Source organism: Ruania halotolerans, from assembly GCF_021049285.1.
In the GTDB taxonomy this organism is placed as follows: domain Bacteria; phylum Actinomycetota; class Actinomycetes; order Actinomycetales; family Beutenbergiaceae; genus Ruania; species Ruania halotolerans.
This window is the reverse complement of sequence record NZ_CP088017.1, coordinates 306365-329808: the sequence shown is the minus strand read 5'-3', so window position 1 is coordinate 329808 and position 23444 is coordinate 306365. Positions and strand designations below refer to the sequence as shown.

General features: G+C 66.7%; 15 protein-coding genes. 6 read left to right on the top strand and 9 right to left on the bottom strand.

The window, feature by feature from the left end; translation table 11 throughout:
• Positions 1-37 precede the first annotated feature (37 nt).
• Both LQF10_RS01490 and LQF10_RS01485 read left to right on the top strand, forming a co-directional pair.
• The gene (locus LQF10_RS01490) at positions 38-1363 is read left to right on the top strand and encodes an ROK family transcriptional regulator (protein WP_231065744.1); all 1326 of its coding nucleotides are present in this window, start codon (positions 38-40) and stop codon (positions 1361-1363) included.
• Between the two features lie 56 nt (positions 1364-1419).
• The gene (locus tag LQF10_RS01485; protein WP_231065743.1) at positions 1420-1779 is read left to right on the top strand and encodes a hypothetical protein; all 360 of its coding nucleotides are present in this window, start codon (positions 1420-1422) and stop codon (positions 1777-1779) included.
• Here LQF10_RS01485 and LQF10_RS01480 read toward each other — a convergent pair.
• From LQF10_RS01480 to LQF10_RS01445, 8 genes are all read right to left on the bottom strand, one after another.
• On the bottom strand, positions 1776-3224 hold the full coding sequence (locus tag LQF10_RS01480; RefSeq protein WP_231065742.1) for a glucosidase family protein: 1449 nt from the start codon (positions 3222-3224) through the stop codon (positions 1776-1778). The genes LQF10_RS01485 and LQF10_RS01480 overlap by 4 nt on opposite strands.
• A 13-nt stretch (positions 3225-3237) precedes the next feature.
• Positions 3238-5727: a hypothetical protein gene (locus LQF10_RS01475; protein WP_231065741.1), complete on the bottom strand. Its 2490-nt coding sequence runs from the start codon at positions 5725-5727 to the stop codon at positions 3238-3240.
• A gap of 100 nt (positions 5728-5827) precedes the next feature.
• Entirely contained in the window at positions 5828-7777 is a 1950-nt protein-coding gene (locus LQF10_RS01470) for a glycoside hydrolase family 2 protein (protein WP_231065740.1), read from the bottom strand.
• A gap of 40 nt (positions 7778-7817) precedes the next feature.
• Positions 7818-9356, bottom strand: a complete 1539-nt coding sequence (locus LQF10_RS01465; protein ID WP_231065739.1) for an ABC transporter substrate-binding protein — start codon at positions 9354-9356, stop codon at positions 7818-7820.
• 29 nt (positions 9357-9385) lie between these two features.
• Positions 9386-10225 (bottom strand): carbohydrate ABC transporter permease, encoded by an 840-nt coding sequence (locus LQF10_RS01460; RefSeq protein ID WP_231065738.1) that lies wholly within the window; start codon positions 10223-10225, stop codon positions 9386-9388.
• A gap of 115 nt (positions 10226-10340) precedes the next feature.
• Positions 10341-11243, bottom strand: coding sequence for an ABC transporter permease (locus LQF10_RS01455; protein ID WP_231065737.1), 903 nt, complete (start codon positions 11241-11243; stop codon positions 10341-10343).
• 168 nt (positions 11244-11411) lie between these two features.
• Positions 11412-12410: a LacI family DNA-binding transcriptional regulator gene (locus tag LQF10_RS01450; RefSeq protein WP_231065736.1), complete on the bottom strand. Its 999-nt coding sequence runs from the start codon at positions 12408-12410 to the stop codon at positions 11412-11414.
• 85 nt (positions 12411-12495) lie between these two features.
• The gene (locus LQF10_RS01445) at positions 12496-14487 is read right to left on the bottom strand and encodes a PfkB family carbohydrate kinase (RefSeq protein ID WP_231065735.1); all 1992 of its coding nucleotides are present in this window, start codon (positions 14485-14487) and stop codon (positions 12496-12498) included.
• A gap of 129 nt (positions 14488-14616) precedes the next feature.
• On the opposite strand from LQF10_RS01445, the gene LQF10_RS01440 reads away from it, so the two are divergent.
• The 4 genes from LQF10_RS01440 to LQF10_RS01425 are packed head-to-tail and all read left to right on the top strand — an operon-like array spanning position 14617 to position 20003.
• Positions 14617-15459 (top strand): class I fructose-bisphosphate aldolase, encoded by an 843-nt coding sequence (locus LQF10_RS01440; RefSeq protein ID WP_231065734.1) that lies wholly within the window; start codon positions 14617-14619, stop codon positions 15457-15459.
• The gene (locus LQF10_RS01435) at positions 15456-16628 is read left to right on the top strand and encodes a Gfo/Idh/MocA family protein (protein WP_231065733.1); all 1173 of its coding nucleotides are present in this window, start codon (positions 15456-15458) and stop codon (positions 16626-16628) included. Before LQF10_RS01440 ends, LQF10_RS01435 begins: the two co-directional genes overlap by 4 nt.
• A gap of 15 nt (positions 16629-16643) precedes the next feature.
• Positions 16644-19016, top strand: a complete 2373-nt coding sequence (locus tag LQF10_RS01430; protein ID WP_231065732.1) for a glycoside hydrolase family 38 N-terminal domain-containing protein — start codon at positions 16644-16646, stop codon at positions 19014-19016.
• A gap of 12 nt (positions 19017-19028) precedes the next feature.
• On the top strand, positions 19029-20003 hold the full coding sequence (locus tag LQF10_RS01425; protein WP_231065731.1) for an acetylxylan esterase: 975 nt from the start codon (positions 19029-19031) through the stop codon (positions 20001-20003).
• An 88-nt stretch (positions 20004-20091) separates the two neighbouring features.
• On the opposite strand, the gene LQF10_RS01420 is transcribed toward LQF10_RS01425, so the two are convergent.
• Positions 20092-23334, bottom strand: a complete 3243-nt coding sequence (locus LQF10_RS01420) for a hypothetical protein (protein ID WP_231065730.1) — start codon at positions 23332-23334, stop codon at positions 20092-20094.
• Positions 23335-23444 lie beyond the last annotated feature (110 nt).

Here is a 23444-nt window from a genome sequence, read left to right as displayed (position 1 = left end):
TGATCGCCATGTTTGCGGCTGGATCACTATTTGTCAAATGCATGTGATTAATGCCTTTGAGCTATCGCTCCGCCTGAGCTCCGATCGTCATCGGCCCCATATACTCGGCTGGATGGCCAGTACGTCGACGCAGTTGATGCTCCGTCAGCGCAACTCGACGGCACGCGCGATCATCCGCGCCCTTCTCGCCGAAGGTCCGCTCGGCAGAAAGGAGCTGGCCACCTCCACCGGTGCGAGCTTCACCACCATCACCAAACTCGTGTCTGAGCTTCTCGAGCGGGGCGACCTGGAAGAGTGCCCGCAGACCCGGCCGCGCCACTCGGCCGGACGACCAACGATCCCGATCGACGTGCCGCGGCAAGGTCGTCTACTGCTCGGTGCGCACCTGCACCCCGCACACACCTCGTGCGGTGTCTACACGCTGCGCGGAGAGCAGGTGCTCTACCGTTCCCTGGCAACGTCAGCACGTACCTCACAGGAGCGGATCAACGAGGTCACTCGACTCATCGGTGGCGTCGTCGACGAGTTCGATACGAATACCGTCGTGGGAATCGGTGTTTCGAAGCCCTGGGACGAGTTCTGGGCCGGGCCACGACCCCAGCAGGTCGTCGACGTGGACCACGCCGACTTGCTGGACAGTCTCCGCGCTCGAATCGACTTGCCGATCCGAGTGGACTCCAACGTCCAAGCGCTGGCGCTCGATCAGCACTGGTGGGATGGGTACGACGGCAACGTGCTGAGCATCCTCGTCGGCCGCTCCATGCGCATCGCACAGATGCAGGGTGACCGCCTCATCCTGGAAGGTCCCACTGGTGGCGGTGTGGTTTCCCACTTGGTCGTTCCCGGTTCGAGTGCACCATGCAACTGCGGACAAGTCGGTTGCGTGCGCGTGACATGCACCGACGACGCCCTGCTGACTCAGGCCATCGAGGCCGGCCTGCTGCCGACAGACGCGTCACAGCACCACCTGTATCCCGCCGAGGACGGCATGTGGGACACATCCGCCCGCCCGCCCGGGCACCCCTCCGGCCTTCAGACTCTCCGCCGCGATCGGGCTCGTGCACTCGGGATGGTCATACCGTTGCTCATCAGTCTCCTGCAACCCGATCAAACCGTGATCAGCGGTCCACTCGGCACGCAGGAAGAAATCGATGAGTGCTTGGACATGGTCCGTCGTCGGCACACCGAACTCACCGGTCGCGCTCCACAGGTGCACCGCCATGCACGATTCGGACCGGAGACGTGGCCGAGGGCGTCGGCCGCGCTCGCGCTGGATGGCTACCTCGCCGCACCTCTGGGTCTTGAACAAGACACGGAGAACGACGCCATCGCGACAACCGAGAGGTTGGCGGGCAGAGAATGACGCGGGCCGGCCGCGACTCGAAACGCCGCCCGGGCGGCGTGACCGCAGCAGTGGCCATGACGATCCTCGGCTCGATTCTGATGACCATGGTGGGTGCGGGCTTTCTGGCATTGGGCAGTGTGGCGCCGGACGAACTCGCCGTGCTCGGCGCGCGAAGCACCTCGGTGGTGCCCCTCCTCGGCGGGGTGATCCTGGTGGCCGCAGCGGCGGCCATCGCGTTCTCGATCGGTGTGCTCCGGAGGCGGCGGCGTGCAATGGTCGGGCTGCTCGGGCTAGGGGGCATCTACATGTTCGGCTGTGTGCTCCTGGTGGTCTATGGGCTCAGTGGGCCGCAGGTGATCATCTCGATCCTGTGGATCGGGGTGGGAAGTGGCCTCCTGTGGCAGAACCGCAGCTGGTTCCTCGGCTCGGACTAGCGCACCTGCACCCGAAGGGTGTGCTCACCGCTGAGAGCGGCGAGCGCGATCGGCTGGTTCGGATTGCCCAGCGTCACTCCGTCCAGACTGGCCTGGCTCACCCGGTTGCCGCAGCCCGCCACCTCGATCGTCAGGCGTGCATGCCCGAGCTGCAGGTTCCGCAGGGTGACGTGCTCGACCCCCTCAGGCAGCGTCGGCGCGAGGTGCAGTGCACCCTCGCTCACCCGGATCCCGAGCACGCCCTCATGGACCATCCGCAGGAACGCCGTCGCACTCCAGGTCTGGTGCGGCTCGGATGCCCAGAGCCGGCCGATCTGCCAACCGCCGTGCACAGACCCGTCGGTGGCGGCGTAGAGCTCGTAGAACTCATCTCCGGAGCCTTCGACCAGTCGGCAGAGGTCGTGCCAAGACTCACTGAATGCCGCGGCCTGGCCACGGCGTGCTGCTGCGACCGCCCACTGCCCCATGGCCATCGGCCACAGAGCGACGTTGTGACGTCCCGGTCGTTCATCGCTGTACCGAGTGAAATGCGGCCACACCAGTGCGATTCCGTGTCGCGAGCGGTGCAGGCCGTTGACGACGGCATCCACACGAGCGTCGTCCACACCGCCGTGCTCAAGCGCTAGCGCCAGACCTAGGAGTTCTTGATAGTGCTCGAGCTGGCCGTCGGTATGCCGCAAGTACGCATAGTCCTGTCCAGTCCACAGGTGGGTCTCGATAGCTGCGCGGACGACGTCGGCGCGGGCCCGCGCAGCCCCTGCGGGCACGCCGATAAGGTCCCCGAGGGCGGCGAGTGAGTCGAAGGCGGCGGCGTAGACCAGGTTCGTGGACAAGCACATGAGTGAGCGCGCCCAGGGGTAATCGAGCACGAACGCCGTGGACTCCTCCGCGCCGTCTGGCAGGGGAAAGCCCGCCACCCCGTCCTGCATCACGGCAGGTCCGGTGTACAGATTCCATCGAGGATCGAGGTACTGCTCCAGCGTCTCCAGGGTGTTCTGCCCCACCTGGTACGCCCAGTGGGCGAACTCACGATCCCCGGTGAGCGAGGCGTGGCGCTGTGCCGCCAGCACCCAGATTGCCTGATCCCACCACTGGTCGTCCTGCGCCACGATCGGACCGGCTGCGGTGGACTCGGTCACCGCTCGCAACGTCGCTTCGGCCAGTCCGGGCGCGAGTAGTGAGAGCGCACTCCATGAGTTGATCGCCGCATCGCGCGTCCACGGCGTGGGGTAGCCGCCGCCAGCCCGCACGAACGGGCCCTTCTCGTCGCGCAGGGTGTTCACCACGAACACGTTGTGCAGCGCTGCCTCGTAGAGTCGCCCGATGCCGTCGGCCGAGCCCGTCAACGTGGGCAGCACGCGCCGGGGTGGTGCGACCGGGCCGGTGGGTGCTCCGGTGGACATGGCAGTCTCGATCGCGGCAACGTCCGCATCGGTGAGGGTCATGGTCGGCTGAGTCCTACTCGTGGGCAGCGGGGGTCGGTGTGCGCGGCGCAGGTATCGCCGCGTCGTGATGGCTGCTGGCAGTGATGGGAACGCTGGATCCCGTGGGGAGGGCGACTTCTTGTCGCTGCCCCGTGGTGGCGTCGGTGAGGCACGCACCACCGCGGGGAACGTCTACCTCCACCTGCCAGGTGCGCGATCCCCCACGCACACCGTCGAGCCCGCCACGCACGTCCGGAAATCCGACGACCTGGGGCGCCCCGCCGTCCATCCGGAATCCATTGTTCAACCAGACCGTGTCGATGACCTGGGTCATGCCGAAGATCGAAGGTCGCACGCCACCAGGCCGGGGCCCGTGCACGCCCCGGTCGTACACCTCGGCGAAAGAGCCGCTCCGCAGCACGTCCCGGAGAGCGATGTTCGCCAGCGTCTGGGCCTGCTCCCATCTGCCGCTGAGCATCAGCCCATCCACGGTGTACCCGAGGTTGGAGTGTTTGACGACGTCGAAGCCCCCGAGCTGATCGTGTGGATCGAACTGGGCGTCGAACCGGGCGAGCAACGATGCGCGCTGCCAGTCCGGCAGGCCGTCGATCGCCAAGCCCATCGCCACCTGGAGCCCGAGTCCCTCGCAGCCCCCACGCGGTCCGCAGGTCGGGTCATCCGGGAACCAGTGCTGGACCGCCGCGCGTTCCTCGCCCCGGAAGCAGTGCGCCGCATAATCGGCAAGCAGTGCGGTCCGTCGTTCCTCGTATCTCGCCATGTCGGCATCGTCTTCGAGCACTGCAGCGATCTGCTGGGCGAACCCGAGATCGATCACCGCCGAGGTCATGAACTCCGCGTCCTGTTCGCCGAGGTAGTCGTAGTCGCCGTAGACCCACCGCGGGTGCTTGGCCTGCCAGTGCAGCAGTCGGCGCAGCGCCGGGTAGTGGGCGGCGAGCGCTTCGCGGTCTCCGGTGAGCGAGAACAGGATCCACGCCGTCTGGGCCTTGCGGCTGGGCAGACCCTCCCCGGCGAGTGAGCCGTCCTCGACAACGAGCGTCATCAACCCGTGGAACGACGCCCAGGCCACCTCCGGGTCAAGGTAGGCAAGGAACTGGATGGCCAGGAACGTCTCCCAGGCGGCGGCGGTGCGTGCGCCCGGCGCGCCGTAGTTCCACATCGACCCTTTGCCGGTGGCCACGGTGGGGTGGTGGTACCCACTCTCCGGCTGCGCCGGCAACACATTCGCGTACAGCCCGAGGAAGGCTCGGTAGTAGGCCGCCCGTACATCCTGCGGACCCACTCCCTCGTCGTCGGGGACGCCAAGCAGCGAGAACGAGTGCGGGTGCGGCACCCGCGCGAGCACGCCGTCCCAGAATGAGTGCCAGTGCTCGGCACGCTCGTCGGCGGAGTACGTGGCAGCAGTCGTGGCCGCTTGCACTGCCTCGTCGGGGTCAGTGGGCGAGAAGCCGCAACCGAGGCGGAACGACTGGAGGTCCGGCGCGATGGTGACCGCCCACAGCCCGGTCCTCGTGCGCGGTTCGGCCAAGCCCGGCCCACCGGCCTGCAGTTCCGTCTCGTCGGCGTAGTAGCGGATCTGCGATCCGTTCGGGACGGTGATGGCCAGGTGCGCGTGCGGGGCGCGCAACCGGACCACACCAGCTGCATGGTCGAGTTCGACGCCACCGACGTACTCACCGGCCACCACGAGCGTGGCGCTCTCACCCAGGGGATGGTCGAGGGTGACCTCGCGGAGCACGCTGTGCTCGCCGGCGAAAACGTCGTTGCCGTGCAGTGCTCCCCCGCCCGGATACACGGCCGCGAACCCCAGGCCGCCCGGCGACCAGTCGGTGCTGAACTGCCGCGCCCCCGCGGTGGATTCATGGCGCTCCGGGACCAGCGTCATCTCCTCGACCCGCACTGATGCCCCGGCGCTGAGGAGTTCCAGGATCAGCTCCGCATCGCAGCCATCCGTTTCGCCGAGAAGCGCGGCGAGGTCGTAGCGGTGCAGGCCGACCGTGGCCGCACCGTCCTGCACGTGGATGGTGCGGCCCGCATCGTTGCGCAGGCGCAGCGCCCATTGGCCATGCACAGATCCGATCCCCACCCGCAGGATCGGGCGCGCGGGATCGACCCGGATTCGCCGCCGAATCGACCCGCTGTGTGTGCGCTCTGCCGCGATCGCTGCCTCGAGTACGGTGCCGTCCGCGTGCAGCCGGATGTCCGGGCCCGCACTCCAGTGCGCAGCGTCGAGACGCTCGCACGCAGGCGCGGGAGACGTCGGTGCGCGCGGCACGGCCCACAGCGTGAGGAACCGGGAGAGGAACAACGCCTGGTCGTGAGCGTAGTACCCGAGTCCAAGCGGCAGAGACGGAGCACAGTTCTGCTCGACCTCGCTGGCCTCGGCAAAGAAGTTCTGTGGGTTGAGCACGATCCGACTGTTGGGCACGCTCAGCGAGCGCTGCTGGTCAGGCCCGGTCTGTCGCAGCGTTCTGGCGGCCGGAGCGTCGGCGAGTTGGTGGTCCATACGAAATCTCCTTGGTGCGGTCATACCGATCGGTGGGCCCTGAGCGACTGGCCGTACGACCGGGGCCGCTGGGCACGAGGAATGCGTGGGGGCCGCTGACTCAGGCCGTGAAGACCTCACCCAGTGCGCGCGCGGCAGGCTTCGGCTCGCCGTCATAGTCGAGGAGCGACAGACTCACGGCGCAAGGGAAGGTGTCATGGCCGAGCCAGACGAAGAATCCGGTGCATAGGGGGAACCTGTCCTTGCTGCGCTGCGCCGCATAGGCAAGCATCTCGGCCTGGCGCGCCCGGCTCTGCTCGATCCAGTGCGGTAGTTCCGCCAGCTCGTGCCCGCGCGCCAGCCAGGCGTCGAGGGGTGCCAGCCACCAGCCGGAGGTGTGTGTCCACAGCTGTCGCAGCTCTGCTCCCGAGCTCGCCTCGAGGAGCCCGTGCCGTTTCAGCAGGTCCCCAGACGATGCGCCGACGACGCCCACCTCCGATCTCATCAGGGCATCGTCGTGGTCCCAGTACTGTTGCCACTCCTCCTTGGTCCCGGTGAATTCCCAGGGACCGTGTACGTCATGGTGCAGGCCCAGTCCGAACTCGGCTGCGTCAGCCTCGAAGCGGGGCCCGGTCGGGGATGTGGCGATGTATCTGCGCATCGGATCCTCGGCGGCGACCACGCGGCGGAGTGCCGCGAGGGTCGGGTGGTCACTCGTCAGCGGTGCACCAGGGACGGCGGGTTCGTCCACCCGGGTCAGCTCGTTGCCGCCGCCCCACAGCGCGAGGCACGGGTGGTGCCTGATGTGCTGCACGTAGCTCTCAGCGACCTTCACCAGCTCGGTGATGAACTCCGGATCGCTCGGTGGCTCGTTGTCCAGACCAGAGGAGCACAACGGGAACTCCTGCCAGACCAGTAGGCCCAGCTCGTCGCACAGGTCATAGAAGATGGGGCGTTCGAGGCCCGCCCCTCCCCATACCCGGATCATCGCGAACCCCAGCTCCCGATACCGCTGCAGCCGGAGCCGGTAGTCGGCCTCGGTGACATCGGCGTAGTCCGGTCGGATCGGCACCCAGTTGACGCCGGCGAGGAACACGGGTGTGCCGTTCACCGAGCACAGCCAGCTGTCGGCCCCGGCCGGGGCACCCGCAGGCAGTGACCACGAGACGTGCCGGAAGCCCAGGCGATGGACGACCTCGTCGAGCAGCGTGCCGTCCGCGCCGAACATGCGCACCCGGCACTCGTACAGCGGTTGCCCACCGCGGCCGGCCGGCTGCCAGTGCTCGGCCGGCACGTCCAGCCGAAGATCGAGGGCGGACGCCGGGCCCACACCGACCACCTTGCCGTCGAGCAGCACCTCGACAGTGGCACCGCCCACCGCGGCCCTGGAGCCCTCGGCACGGGCCGCGACCTCCAGGACCGCCGTATCACGGGAGACATCGACGTCACCCCGAGCGCTGACGACAAGCCGCGCGCCGTCCCGTGGCCGCTGCTCGAGCCAGACCCGGCCCGGGATTCCCGCCGAGACCATCCGGGGAGTCCAGTCCCAGCCGTAGCTGAAGCGCGGCTTGAATGCCCGGATCTGGGAGGTCCACCCGTTCTGCGCCAGCCCGTCCGGCGCAGCGGTGAGAATAATCCGCAACGTCCGTTCGCCGTCCTCGTAGGGCCCGGTCAGATCGAACTCGTGGGGGACGAAGCTGCCTTGGAATCTCCCGACTTCCCGGTCGCCGAGCAGGACCGCCCCGGCATAGTCGAGTTCGGCACAGTGCAGCCACAGTTGTGCCTCACCGTCGCCGCCGAGAAGCCGGTCGGGCAACTGCCGCCGGATCTCCCAGTCGCGGTGCTCCACCCACTCCGCGTCGCGCGATTGCAGACCAATCGTCGGATCCGTGATGACTCCAGCGCTGAGCAACGCGCCGCGGACCGAGCCCGGGATCGGCATCGCCACCGAGGCCACGTCCGGGTTGGCCACCTTGTCCGCCGCCGGCGTCCTCGCCAGCTCCCAGTCGTTGCGGCGCCAGCCGAGGAGTGTCCAGTCCTCACCGTCGAGCCAGATCGTGCTGTGCATCATGTCCTATCGGGGTGGGTCGTGGGGTCCGGCGTCGGCGCGATCAGGAGCCAGCAAGGTACTCGGTGGCCTGGCGGCGGTACTCCTCGACGACTGTCTCGTAGCCGGCGTCTTCCATCGCGCTGCGCGCTTCGTCGAGTCCCGGCTGGACGTCCTTGACACCGGCGTACAGCGGAAGGACGTATTCGTCGAAGACTGCGTTGACTTGCGCCTGCTCCGAGGCCACTGCGGAGGAGTCGAAATAGAAGCCTGCGAGGTGGTCGGCCTTGAAGTTCTCGAAGTCGCGGGTCCACTCCACCCAGGCGCGGTCGCTCTCGACCGCGCCGGCTAGCCCGCGCTCGAGCGGCGTGCGCCATGACATCGCGAACGCGGGGAATGCATAGCCGCTGATCTGCTCGTAGGAGTGCTCGCCCGTCGCCTCCCAATCCTCTCCCTCGATGCCGTACGAGAGCAGGTCGTGGTTCTCCTGGACAGAGAGCCAGTCCATCATCTCGAAAACCTCCTCCAGGGTCTCGGCATAGGCGGGCACGACCATGTTGTTCGCGGCTTGGAACGTCGCCGGGATGACGGCGTCCAAGCCGGCCGTGAACGGGAACACCTGGGCGATCGCCGCACCGTCGACATTGTCGGCCACCGGTCCGAACGTGGGGCTGGTGAGGCCGTCTGCACCTGCAGTGGTCGAGGCATAGCGGCCCTGGGCGAACAAACTCCGGACGGCGCTCATGTCCAGCGTGAGGGCATCCTCGTTCAGGATGCCGTCGAGGTAGTACTGCCGCATGCGATCGAGCGACTCGACAATGTCCGGCTGCTCCCAGAACGGGACCGGGCTCAGGTCGGACCCTTCGAAGTGAGTGCCGAGCAGCTGGACGCACTTGGCCGGGTCGTCCCAGGACTGCGCATTGAACAGCGCGACCGGGTTCGGAACAACGGTGTTGTTCACATATCCGGCGTCGAGCCCGAAGGGAATGAGGTCGGGATCCTTCTGCTTGACGTCGTAGAGGAACTTCTCGAGTGTCTCGTAATCGGTGATCTCACCGATTCCGTACTTGTCGGCCAAGTCCTGACGGATCACGAACCCGGGCGGACTGGTGAAGTTCGCGACCAGCGGGATCGTGTAGAGGCTCCCTTGGTACTTGGCGTACTCCACCATGCGCTCGTCGATCGTGGCGTTGAGGTTCTCGAACCGGCCGCTCTCCCAGAGTTCGGTCATGTCCGCGAGCGCCCCGTCGGACAGGAGCTGGGCTAGGTTGAGCCACGTCGCCTCGAGGGCCGAATCGAACGGCTCCTGCGTCGTGAACTTCAGCATCTCCTGCTCGGCGTAGTTCGTCCAGGAGATGAACTCGGGATCCAGCCTCAGCCCAGTATCGGCCTCGAGCTTGGTGTTGACGGCAGCGAGCACCTCTGTCCACCGCTGCGGGACGTCCCCCGGTAGCAGTGACTTCAGCGTGGCGGCTCCGGAAGAGCTATCACCGGAACCGGACTGGCAGCCGGCAAGTGCGGCCAACAGGCCGGCGCCACCCAGCGCAAATGAGCCTTGGAGCATCCGGCGACGGCTGACGGATGAGGCGAGAGGGTGTACCACGGGTCTTCCAATCTGTAGGGGAAGCGTCATCAGCCCTTGGTCGCACCGAGCGTGAGCCCGGTCACGAAGAAGCGCTGGATGAAGGGATAGGCGAGGATGATCGGACCGATGGTCACGACGGTCAGGGCCATCCTCAGTTGATAGACGGGCGCAGAGACGCCCGCCGTCGGCTGCAGCGCCTGTGCTGCATTGAGATTGCCGATCATGTTCTGCAGCAGAAGCTGAAGTGGTCGTAGATCTGGATCGTTGATGAAAAGCAGCGGGAAGAACCACTCGTTCCAATAGGCCACGGCGTAGAAGAGCGCAATCACCGCCACGATCGGGGTGGCGATCGGGAGCACGATCGAGACGAACGCCCGAAGCTCATTGGCGCCGTCAATCCGTGCGGACTCCAGCACGGCCTCGGGGATGTCCCGGAAGAAGGCCATCGCCACGAACACCAGGAACGGTGAGACGAGGAGGGGCAGGATGACCGCCCAGTAGGTGTTGCGCAGTTGCAGTACTTGGGTGACCAGGATGTACAGCGGAACCAGGCCGCCGTTGAACAGCATCGGGATGTACACAACGACCATGAACCGTCGCGCCATCGCCGTCCGGCGCGAAATGACCCATCCCATCCCGAGCGTGGCGATCACGGCGCCCGCTGTACCGACCACGGTGATGACCAGCGTGGCGAGATAGGCGTTGATGAGAGTGTCGTTCCCGGAGAACAGGGCCTTGTAGGCCTCGAGCGAGAAGTCCGAGGGCCACAGGCTGAAACCCGTTTGGACCAACGTACGTTCCGCCGTCAGGGAGGAGGCGAAAATGATCCAGAGCGGAATCACGCAGGCCAAGGCGTACACCGTGACGGCGACGGTGCTGACTCCCACGAACGGATCGCCCCGTAGGGCGCGCCGCAGGGGGCCAGCCCGTCGCGACGATGGTGACGCGGGTGAGGGCGCGGCGGGCGTGGAAGCGTTCTTTGTAGCAGTGGCGGTCATGAGCTCACAACCCTCCTGACTTTCGGCTGATGCGACGTGCGATGAGGGCCGTGGCAGCGATGAGGACGAAGCCCACGACGGACTGGAAGAGACCGACGGCTGCCGTCATGCCGAGGTCGCCGCTGGTGCGCAGCGCACGGAATACGAAGGTGTCGATGACATCCGTGGTCTCGAACAGGGTGCCGTTGTCGCCGATGATCGCGTAGATCGTGCCGAAGTCACCCATGAAGATCCGGCCGATTTGCAGGACCAGCAGGATGACGGTCACCGGCAGGATCAGAGGCATCGTGACGCGCAGAGCGATCTTCCAGCGCGAGGCACCGTCGAGGACGGCTGCCTCATAGACATCCGTCGGGATCGCCGTCATGGCTGCCAGATAGATGATCGATGTGTAGCCCGCCATCTGCCAGATCTTGACGACGGTCAGGATCCACGGCCACGCACCGGGCTCGGTGTACCAGGAGACGGGTGAGATCCCGAACCCGTCCAGTAGCCCGTTGACCATCCCGCCGCTGCCGCCGAAGCCGGACAGGAACGCCTGCAGCATCACACTGATGACGATTGGTGAAATGAAGTACGGCAGGAAGACGACGGACTGGGCGGTCCGCTTGAGAAGCCGCAGCCGAACCTCGTTGATCATGATCGCCAGTGCCATGCCTGAGATGAGCGTCCCGCCGATGAAGAGCGCGTTCAACATCAATGTGTTGCGCACGACCCGAGAGGCGTTGCCGGATTCGAAGAAGAAGCGGAAGTTCTCCAGGCCATTCCAAGGGCTGCCGATGATTCCGTCGACGATGCTGAAGTCCTTGAAGGCCACGATCACACCGACCATGGGCCCGTAGCTGAACACGGCAAAGAACGCCAGGGCCGGCACAGCCAGGATCAGGATGCTCTTGTCACTACGCACCGCCCGCGAACGGGGACGACTTCGCGACCGCCGCGGCTTCCGCATGGGGGCTTCGATCAACACGGTAAGGCGTACCGCCCATCTCTCTCGAAACAACGTTGTTTCGAGGAACGGTACCCGGTTCTCGACATCTTGACAACCATGTCGTCTCGAGAGCTATCGCCAGAGCTACCTGGCCGCTCGCTCCGAACCTCGCCGGCGGAGGGCGACGGGCAGCACGGTCGTGAGTGCGGCGGGTTCATCCCCATCGATCAGGGTGAGCAAAGTCTGTGCCGCGATCGCACCCATCCGCGCAATGTCATGACTGACGACGGTCGTGGCCGGCGACGTCAGGTCAGCCGATTCGAAGTCGTCGAATCCGATGAGCGGCACCCGCTCGCCACGAGCGCGGAACGCCCGCAGCGCACCGATCGAGGCGCGGTTGTTCGCAGCGAACACGGCGTCGGCGCCTTGGTCGGCCAGCAGTCGCTCCACGGCCTGTTCGGCTTGCTCGTCGGTGTGCACACTGTGGTCGACCAGTGCGGGGTCAGCAGCGATACCGGCAGCCTGGAGCGCCGACTCATACCCTTGCCGCCGCTCAGCCATGGTCGAAATGAGCTCGGAGTCGCCGACGAAGGCGATGCGCGTGGCACCCTCCTGCACGAGCAGTTCGACCGCGCGCGCCGCGCCTGCGGCGTTATCCGCGAGCACGGTGTATCCGCCGCCCTCGGGTGCCGGCCTGTCGACGAGCACCCGCGGCGGCAGCGGGGGTGGCAAGTCGGCCCAGGAACGCCCGCCGGTGTACGGAGGCACGATGATCAACCCGTCCACCCGCTGCTCGAGCATGCGGTCGACGAGCTCATCGTTACGCGTGGCGTCTTCATCCGAGCTGGCCGTTGTCAGGATGTACCCACGTGCGTGCACCTCCCGCTCGACTCCTCGTGCCAGCGTGGAGTAGTACGGGTTACCAAGGTCACCGATGATCAGCCCGAGCATCCTGCTGGTCCACCCCGGGCGGATACTGGCAGCTGCAAGATTGCGCCGGTAACCGAGCGTCTGGACCGCCTCGCGGATGCGCTCGGCCAATTCCGGATTGATGTTCGTGGCGCCGTTGACATACCGCGAGACGGTCTTCAAAGACACCGACGCCGCTTCAGCCACGTCGATCATCGTGGGGCCACGATCCATGGGGCGCCTCCTCGGTGCAGGTCGGCAACACCCTACAATCAGCGCTGCTTCATACCCGCCCGTTCCGTTGCGCGTCCGCGCCCCGTCACGGCGGCGGTGGACGCAGCACGACCACGCGACCAGTGCCGGCCAGCCAGGGCGCTGCCACGAACGCCGGCACCAAAGCCGCCCTGCCGCCGGCCACCGACGTGGGCGTCCCACCGGTTCCGCCGATCTGTACGTCCCCCTCCAGACCCACGACGACGCAGTACCCGGTGGGCAAGTCCGTCACCCCGGCGACCGAGATCACCTCGAGCCGGAAGTAGGTCTCGGCTTCCTCGGGCAGGCACGCACCTCCGGCTGAGGCCACGACGAGTTCGGCGAGGCGTTCGGTCGTCATTGCCGTCAGGTCGACCGCTGCCAAGGCACGATCGAAACCTAGACCCAGGTGACCGTGTGCGGCACCGTCCAGATCGAAGTCCCGCCATTCCAGCAAGATGGACAGATCTTCTGGCTCCTGCACCTCCACGAGAAGGATCCCCTCCCCGATCGCGTGCAGCACACCGGGAGGAACATAGACGCAATCGCCCGGCTGCACCGCAATCTCGTGCAAGAGGCCGAGCATGGACTCGACGTCCTGGCGCGCGACGAGGTCAGCCAGCTCCTCCTGACGGACCGGCTCACGCAGACCGAGATGCACGGTGCCGGGGGTCAGGATGTACCAGGCCTCAGCCTTGCCGTGAGCGGTGCCGACCTCACGCCGGGCGAACTCGCCGTCGGGATGGGCATGGACCGGCAGGCGCTGCCCGGCGTCGAGAAGCTTCACCAGCAGCTTCGTGTCCTCACCGAAACGAGCAACGTGCTCCGCACCCAGCCAGTGTTCCGGCTGCGCCGCGATGGCCTCGCGCAGGATCGTCCCGTCCGGAAGGCGAGTGAGACCGGTCGGCTCGTCGCCACGGACCTCCACGGTCGAGGCCACCCAGTCCTCCGGGGTGTAGTCGTCCACGTGCGCCTGACCGCGGAAGCCTGCAATCTGGGCACCCCCGCGATAGAACCGGGCCGGCGGTTGGTTGGCTGTGATCTCGATCGCGCCCAGCGCCGCCAGTTCCGGGCACAGCCGAGCGATGGCGTCGGCTCCCGGATCCTCGCCGGAGACGACCGCCGCCGCAACGGCGGCCATCAGCGTCGCCGCCCTGGAGGGGCCCAGCTCGACGGAGAGTGCGTAGAGCAGCGCAGCACTCACAGCATCACCGGCACCGTTCGTGGTCACCACTCGATCAAGGGGTACGGCCCGCTGGTGCAGCGATGTGCTGGCCCAGGCATCGGCCAGCGGCGCAAGGGCGGCGCCCCCCGCGCGCAGGCGCACATGATCGCCTGCCCGTAGCGTCAGGCCGTCCTCGCCGTCGGAGACGGCGACCACACCCGCTCCCCACTCCACCAACCGCTTCGCAAAGGACGAGGCCAGCTGCTCGCCGTCAGGCAGGATCGACTGCAGGTCGGCCAAACTGGGGGAAAGCACATCACACTCAGCTGCCAAGGCCGGGAGCAGGCGCTCCCAGTCCGGCCCGCTCGCGCGATCCGCAGGACTCACGACGGCGAGGTCGACCGAGGTCGTCACGCCCTGCCGCCGGGCGTCGCGCAGCAGCGCAAGCAGCGGCTCACCCTCGTTGGCGACCAGCCCGGGCAGCAGCGACGGGTAGCCGAGGTGCAGCAGATCGATACCGGAGAGGTCCAGTGCACCCGCGCCGAACGCGGCGTTGGCGCCCACGTGGTGCCAGAACGCCCGGTCCTGCCCGCCGGGCTCGAGCACAAGACTGTAGGAGGTCGTCGCCGGCACCTGAACGAGATCAGCCTGCAGCAGTGGACCGATCATCTGCCTGCGCAGCACCTCGGCGAGGTCGTCGTCGCCGACGACGGCACATGCGCGCACTGGGTGCCCGAGATGTTGCAACGTTCGGGCAGCATTGGCGACGCTTCCTCCGAGTGAGACCTCGATCGGCCCGACCTCGACAAGCGATCCGGGCGCCAGCCCGCCATGCGGCAACTGCCGGGGGACGAGGTCGAGGCACACGTGCCCAGCGACGGCAACTCTGCGCATGCTGCGGTTCCTTCGTTCAGGTAGACAACGTTGTTTCGCAGCACTACTCTGGCACACGGCTGGCCATATCGCACCTATCGACATCGTGGCGTTCAGCCGCGATCCCCCGACGACGGACAAGGACCGCACGTGACTGCCTACCGCCTCAACCGGCTGTTCCATCCGGCATCCGGCCGCGCGCTCGACGTAGCCGTGGACCATGGATTCTTTGGCGAACCCTCATTCCTGGCCGGAATCACCGACATGCCCGCCACGGTGAAGACCCTGGTGGACGCAGCACCGGACGCCGTGCAGCTGACCATGGGGCAGGCGCCGCTGCTACAGCGCATCGCCCGCCGCGACAAGCCTGCGCTGGTGATGCGCACCGATGTCGCCAATGTGTACGGCAACCCGCTGGACGAGCACCTGTTCAGCCATCACGTCCCGAACGCGATCGAGGTCGCGGTCCGCCTTGACGCGGTCGCGGTGTGCGTCAACCTGATGCAGCTGCCCGGGCGTCCCGACATCCGTGAGGCCAACATCCGGTCGATCATGGCGCTGCGCGAAGATGCCACCCGGTTCGGTATGCCGCTGATGATCGAACCGCTGGTCATGCAGGACAACGCGACCGCCGGCGGCTACATGGTGGACGGCGATATCGACCGGATTACCACACTCGTTCGGCAGGCGGTCGAGCTCGGTGCCGACCTGATCAAGGCCGACCCGTCCGAGGACATCACCGAGTACGAGCGGGTGATCGAGGTGGCCGGTGAGGTTCCTGTGCTCGTGCGCGGCGGCGGTCGCGTGGATGACCGGACACTGCTGGAGCGCACCCATGCCGTGCTGCGAGCCGGCGCGCGAGGCATCGTCTACGGGCGCAACATCATTCAGCACCGGACTCCCTCGGGGATCACGGCGGCACTGATGGCTACGGTGCACTCCGATGCCAGTGTCGACGAGGCGCTGGCGATCATCGAGGAGCACGCCCGATGAGCGGTGTCGATGTGCGGATCGGGATCATCGGGGGCGGATTGATGGGGCGCGAGCTCGCCGCCGCTCTCGGGCGATGGCCGGCGTTGATCGACCACCCAGTGCGACCGCGCCTGACCGCGGTCTGCGACATCCGGCCCGAGGCCCTGGAGTGGTTCCGGCAGATCGACACGGTCACTCAACTCACCACCGACTATCACGAGATGCTCGCCTCGGACGAGATCGACGTCGTCTACGTGGCTGTACGGCACGACCTGCACGAGAGCATCTACACCGACGTCATCGCGGCAGGGAAGGACCTGCTCGCCGAGAAGCCATTCGGCATCGACGGCCCGGCGGCCGAATCAATCCTGCGTGCTTGCGCCGACCATCCTGAGGTGTTCGTACGCTGCTCCAGCGAGATGCCGTACTTCCCGGGCGCACAGCTCGCGTACCGGACCATCACGTCCGGGCAGTTGGGCCGGATCGTCTCAGTACGCAGTGCGTTCCTGCACTCCAGCGACCTGGATGTGCACAAGCCGATCAACTGGAAGCGTCAAGTCACCACGTGCGGCGCGGCCGGGGTGATGAACGACCTCGGTCTGCACGCCTGGCACGTGCCACTGCGGCTCGGGTGGGCTCCGCGTACGATCTACGCCGATCTTGAGAACATCGTCACCGAACGACCCGGGCCGGATGGCACCCTGGTGCCCTGCGACACCTGGGACAACGCCGTGCTGCACTGCCGCGTCGATTCCGCGGACTCCTCATTCCCGATGACTGTGGAGACCAAGCGGATCGAACCAGGCGAGAAGAATACGTGGCTCCTTGAAGTGGTCGGTATGGATGGCGGGGTGCGCTTCAGTACCAAGAATCCCAAGCGGGTCGAGCTGTTCGCAAAGGTTGCGATCGACGGTGGTGGCAGCGAGCAGTCCTGGCAGCAGATCGATGCCGGGAGTCAATCGGCCTGGCCGACCGTGACAGGCGGGATCTTCGAGTTCGGCTTCTCCGATGCGATCCTGCAGATGTGGGCGTGCTTCCTCGCCGAACGTGCAGGCGATCTGGGGGGACGATTCGCGACCGCCGGTCCCCAGGAGGCGGCCATGACCCATCAGTTGGCGGCCGCCGCTCTGGAGTCCCACCTGGAGGGCCGAGCCGTCACGCTCGCGGGCGAGCCGGCCACCAGCATCTGAGGTTGAGAGGTTCTGATGACGCGTTCGACCGCGCGCCCATTCACGGTCCACCTGATCCCGCACTCGCACACTGACCTGGGCTACACCTCCCCTCGTGCCGAGGTGGCCCGTGCTCACGCAGACTTCCTGCGCGAGGTGGTCCGGGTGTGCCGGTCGACGCCGACTTATCGCTGGCAGATGGAGAACTTCTGGCAGTTGGAGCAGTTTCTCGCGACTGCCGGCAGCGAGCAGGTCGACGAGCTAGCCGCACTGCTCCGATCGGGTCAGGTCGGCGGGTCGGCCAGCTACCTCAACCTGACGGAGGTGATCGACGCCGTCACGCTGGACTCGGTCACGGCCCGCGCCACCGACTGGTTCGCCGCTCACGCTCAACCGCTGCGTACCGCGCTCACGGCCGACATCAACGGCTACTCCTGGGGATATGCCGACATCCTGGCCCGGCACGGCGTGCAGCACCTGTTCTCGAGCATTCACGCTCACCACGGACTCGCGCCGGGCGGCCGTGACCAGCGCGCTTTCTGGTGGGAGGGACCGACGGGCGGCCGGGTGCTCGCCTGGGTCGCACCGCACTACCAACTCGGCAACGATCTCGGATTCTGCCCCCGCGGGGCGATGAGCTACACGATCAGAGACGCCTACGACGGACACGGCGCATCCGCGTCGGCGCAGATGCGCCGGGATCGCATGACGGACTACCTCGACGGACTCGCCGAACGCGACTACCCGTATTCCGTGGTTCCGGCGCTGATCTCGGGTGCCGCCTCCGACAACGCTCCCCCCGATGTTGCACTCGTCGACGCCGTCCGAGACTGGAACGAACGGCATCCGGACGGCGTACAGGTTCGCCTGTCCACCGCCGATGAATTCTTCGAGGCGCTCCGGGATGAGCCGGCCTTCGGCGAGATTCCCACCGAGCGTGGCGACTGGACCGACTGGTGGGCGGACGGAGTCGCCTCGACTCCTCGCGAACTCCGGGTGGCTCGCGATGCCCTGCACCGACTCGAACGGTCCGGATCCCTGGCCGCCGCGACGGGCGCGGACATCACCAGCGAGGTCGCCGTGGCGCGACAACAGCTCGCGATCTACGCCGAGCACACGTGGGGTCACTCCCACTCGGTGCTAATGCCCTGGCTGACCGACGTCGTCGCGCAGGACGTCGCGAAGACCTCGGTAGCGGCACAGGCCCATGCGGCTGCGACTGCTGCGCTGACCCGGGCGCGCGCTGCTGGTGGGGAGACGTTCCTGCCCTCGAAGAACGAGCCGTTGCGCTACCGAGCGGTCAACACATCGGCATCGACACTGTCAGTGCTACGCCTGCACATCGATGACTGGCTCTTCACGCGCCTCGGCACGGAGCCGGTCGCCTACCACGAGGGCAGAGCCCTGCGTTGTCAGAGCCGCCCGGTGCCGCGAGGGGTCGAGTTGCTCGTCGAGCTCGAGATGCCCCCGGGCTACGACACGGTCGTGGAGGTGCGTGAAGAGCCGGCACACATCGGCCAGATCGCTGGGGTGGACCGTGTCGCCGACGTCAGCACGAATGGCGCTGAGGACACTGACGAGCACGTCCTGGAGGGAGCGCGAACCCGCATCGTGCTCGACCCGCATCGTGGGATCGCCGAGGTGGTCGACCTCGCCACCGGTCGCAGCATTCTGCGGGGCACGGGCCAGGCGCCGTTCGCCGCTGTGCACTCGCGATGGCAGAGCGGCTCCGACCCCGTCGGCCCCCGGATGGCGTCCGGGAGGAATAGGACTCCTGCCCAGGCGGCAGTCACCACTGCCAAGGTCACCGCCGCTAGGGTGACCTCCCGCGGTCCGATTGCCACCAGAGCCGAGCTACAGCTGAGCCTGCCCGGCTTCGAGCACGTCCGGGTCGAGCTCGAGTGCTCGATGATCGAGCCGCTGCTGAACGTCTCGGTCAGATGTCGCGCCGCGGGCAGCTGGGAGGCCGAGAACCTCCTCCTCCCCCTGCCGTTCGGGCCGGACGGCGCCGGGACGCTGTGGGTCGAGAAGACCGGCGCGCTGCTACGCCCGGCGATCGATCAGATCCACGGCACGTTGCAGGACTACCTGCTCCTCCAGCGAGGTTTCGTGCAGGAGGCCGGCGGTTATGCGGTCGCCGTCGCCACTCCGGACACACCGTTAATCTCTCTCGGTGGTATCGACCACCGAGCGATCCGATTGAACGACGGCCCGGACCAGCAGGCGAATCAGCGCGAGGTTGCCGCATGGGCCCTGAACACGACGTGGGAGACGAACTTCCGGGCCGACGTCAGCGGCTTCCACGAGTTCCGGTTTCATGTTGCCTGGGGCGAGATGGGTGCCGCCGACGCGCTGGAGCGTGCCTGCGCCCTCGGCGCGGGCCCGGAAACCTTCCGTGTGAACAGTTAGGAACCGCTCACCATGCCCCAGACCGATCTGCCGCTGGATGAGCTCTGGTCCTACCGTCCCCAGGTTTCCCGGCCCGCCGACTTCGACCAGTTCTGGACCTCGACCCTGCAGGAATCGCGGGCACTGGCGCGCGAGACTGTGGTGTCCCGGGCTGAGACTCCTCTCACCGAGCTGGCGGCGTGGGACGTGACGTTCTCGGGTTTCGGCGGCGACCCGATCAAGGCGTGGCTACTGCACCCGACCGGACCGGGCCCGTTCCCGGTGGTGATCGAGTTCATCGGTTACGGCGGCGGGCGCGGATTGGCCACCGACCGCCTCGGCTGGGCGGCCAGCGGATTCGCCCACCTCGTCATGGACACCCGCGGGCAGGGCAGCGCGTGGCCGAACGCCGGGCCGGGGGCAACGCCGGATCCGCACGGGAGCGGCCCTGCAGCTCCGGGCTTCCTCACACGCGGTGTCACCGATCCGTCGACCAGCTACTACCGGCGGCTTTACACCGACGCGGTGCTGCTGATCGAGGCCGCGACACAACTGGACATCGTCGACCCTGCACGGATCGCCGTCACTGGCGTGAGTCAGGGCGGTGGCGTCAGCCTCGCGGCGGCCGGCCTGTCCGGGCTCGTCCGCGCCGTCCTGCCTGACGTTCCGTTCCTGTGCCACTTCAAGCGGTACCTGGACCACGCCTCCGCCGACGCAGCCGGGGAGTTGCGGCGGTATCTTTCTGTTCACCGCGACTCCACGGATACCGTCTTGAACACACTGTCCTACCTCGACGGGGTGAATTTCGCCGCCTCTGTCGACGCACCGGTCTTGATGTCCGTTGCCCTGATGGATGACATCTCGTTGCCGTCGACTGTCTTTGCCGCCTATCACCGGTTCAAGAACGCAGACAAGGAGATGTCGGTCTATCCGTACAACGGTCACGAGGGCGGCGGTACGTCCCACTGGTCACGCCAAGTGGACTGGTTGCGCACCCGCCTACATTGAGGTCGCTTGCGCAGCCATCATCTGACGGGCACTAGAAGTCGGCTCCGGCGTCGATCTGGCCGGGTGTCCGGATCGACGCCGGAGGTCCTCAGCTGCGGTCCGAGACCGTTCGCTGGCGAGCGAGGAGGACCAGCCCGCCGAGAAGCAGGGCGCACAACGCCGCCAGCGCGAGCGGCAGCCCCCCGGCTCCAGTGTCGGCCAGTCCGTCGCGGCCGCCGGTGCTGTCCCCACCGAGGGTGGGCGTCTCGGACACGCTTTCCTCCGAGTCGGGCCCAGTACCGGGATCTGTCGTGCCCGGGTCCGTCGGGTCGGTCGGGTCCGTCGGGTCGGTTGGATCCGTCGGGTCGGGATCGGTGCCACTCTCACACTCGGCGGGAAGGGCGATGGTGGAGCCGATCGCAACTCCGGTGATGGTGTTGCATCCCGCGGTCGCCGCGACAGCGCTGCCGGAGAAGACCACTTCCTGAACCGCGGCATCAACTGCCACATTCAGCTCCTGACCCCGGTAGGCGATGCTGGTCAGGCCGCCCTCGACTCCTGGAGCAAGCAAGGCGTGGGGATCGCCCAGGTCCATCCGGTACCCGTTGTTGAGCCAGACGGCGTCGATCACGGAAGCCAGTCCGAAGATCGAGGGGCGCACGCCCATCGGGGCGGGGCCGGACTCGGACGGGTTGTAGGCCTCAGCGAAAGACCCGCTCGCGACGATGTCGCGCAGCACGGAGCTGGTCAGCGTCTGCGCCGCCTGCGCCCGACCGTGATCGAACAGCGCGTATGCGGTGAATGACAGGCTCGTGTACTTCACGCCGGCGAAGCCGGCGAGCTGCTCGTCCGGCCGGTAGACCGAGTCGAAGAACGACTCGAGGGTCGCGTGCCGCTCGTCGTCGAGTCCCTCCAGGTGCATCGAACTCAGCGTCTGGAGATCGTGCAACTCGTCGCCAAAGCATGCTCCGAGGACGTCGCACTCGGGGTCGCCAGGGATGTACCACCGCGCCGGGAGCTCATCAGGGGACTCCCAGAAATCCTCCTGGTATCCGGTGAGAAGCTCCGCGCGCAGGTCCGCCAGCATGGCGATGTCCTCGGTGTGGCCCAGGACCTCGGCGATCTGGATACCGTAATCGACATCGATGATCAGCGAAGTGACGAACTCGGAGTCTCGCTCGCCGGGGTGGTCGTAGGCGCCGTAAATCCAGCGGGGGTTTTCAGCCTGCCACTGCAGCAGCCGGATCAGCGAATCGTAGCTGGTCGCCAACTCGTTCTCGTCCCCGGTCATCTCATACAGCACCCACGCGGCCTGAGCCTTGCGGCTGGGCAAACTCTCCCCACCCAGGGAACCCTCGTCATCGACGAGTGTCATCAGCCCGTTGTAGGAGTCCCACGCCGCTTCCGGGTCGATGTAGGCCAGGAGCTGGACTCCGATGAAGCTCTCCCACGCCGCCGCCGATCGTGCCCCGTCGGCCCCGTGGTTCCACATTGAAGGCTTACCGGTCGCCACTGTGCGATAGGCGAACCCGGTCTCGGGCTGAGGCGGCAACACGTTGGAGTACAACGCCACGAACGCCCGGTAATACGCACTGCGGACCTGCTCATCGGTGAGTCCGCGATCGTCAGACACTCCCAGTAGGGAGAAGTCCTGCGGGTGCGGCACCCCGGCCAGCGCGTCCGCCCAGAAGTCCACCAGGTCCGCGCGAGCATCCGCCGCAGAGGTCCCGGCGGCGTCCACCGCGCGTGCCACCGCCTCGTCACTGTCATCGACGGAGAAGCCCGCACCGATGCGCACCTGCGCGGCCGATGCCGGCACCGATGCCGCCCATACCCCCATTCGGGACGTGGGTTCACTCGACGCGGGCCCCCCGGCAAGCATCTCGTCACGGGACTCGAAGAAGAACACGTCCCCGAGCCCTGCCACCGCATAAGTGAAGTGCTCCCCCTTCACAGTGAGCACACCGACGTCGGTATCGACGTCAACAGCTCCGACGAAGCTCCCGGCCACCCGGAGCACGTCGCCCACGGCGGGAGCCTGCTCGATCGTGACATCCCGCACCATCGAGTCCGGGCCGACCATGGTGTCTGCTCCCTGGACGACAGTTCCGCCGGGGTAGGTCGCGGAGAAGTCCAGCGAGGCCGGGGACCAGAAGTTCTCGAACTCATCAGCGCCGTGGACCCACTGCTGGCCCTGCGCCGCACTCACCATGCGCACACTGTCGACGACGATCTGCGCGCCACCACCGACAGCGAACAGCTTGATCGTGAACGATGTCGAGCCCGACCACCCGGTCGCAGCAGCAACATCGAAGCTATGCACACCGGACTCGTTCGAACCCGCCTCCAGATCGATATCAGCCCCACCACCAGCACTCACCTTCAGTGCCCAGTCCCCGGACGTGCTCGGCAACGCCAGCCGCAGCACCGGGAACTCATCCAGATCCACATCGACCCCACGCTGAATCGCGCCATAGCCGTACTGGTTCTCCGGCAACACCGACAACGTCAGCGCACCATCAGCAACCTCGGCGCCCATACCCGCACCGACGTCCCACTCCAGCGTCTCGGAAGTGAAATTCTCGACGAAACCAGCCTGCTGGCCCTGCAACCGCAGACTGTCCACCTGGATCTGCGCATCCCCACCGACCGCGAAGAACTTGATCGTGAACGTCTGCTCACCACACCCCCCCGTGATCGAGCTCAGGTCGAAGCTGTGCACACCCCCAGCAGAGGAACCCGGCTGCACCTCGATATCCACATCAGCACCATCGTTGAGCTTCAACGCCCACTGCCCACTCACCGACGGCAACGCCACCCGCAGCACCGGAGTCACATCCAGATCCACCGTCACCTCACGAGCCATCGCAGGCCACGGAACCGGCGAATCAGGCAACACCGACAGGTGCGCCACACCATCAACAATGCTCACGTCCAGACCGGGTTCGGGCACCCACTCGTCCGAGAACTCATCGAACTCATCGGCAAACCCGACCTCAATCCCACTCGGATCATCAGCCAAGACCGGCGGCTCGCCAGCAACTCCCTCGAACAACTCGAAGAAGTCAGGCATCGTCACCGCCTCGTCATTGGCGTAATACCCCGCACCCAGCGGCATCGACGGTCCAGTGTTCTGCTCAACCTCCGACTCCGGCAGATAGAAGTTCTGCGGATTCAACACCAACCGCGACTCCGGCAAACTCATCGACCGCTGCTGATCCGGACCACTCAACGCCAGATCCAACGGATCAACCACACCACCAGGAACACCAGCCGCACCCGCGACCGGGCCCGCAACCACCACCCCCACCACAAGCACCCCAGGCATCAACACTGCAGAGAGTCTCCGCATCAGGAACTCTCCCTCCTGCCACAACAGCGTGGCTCGACCAACGATGGGAACGACAGCGGCGTTGCCCGCAGGGCATGCTCGCTAGCAGCGCGGGCTCCGGCGTCGATCCG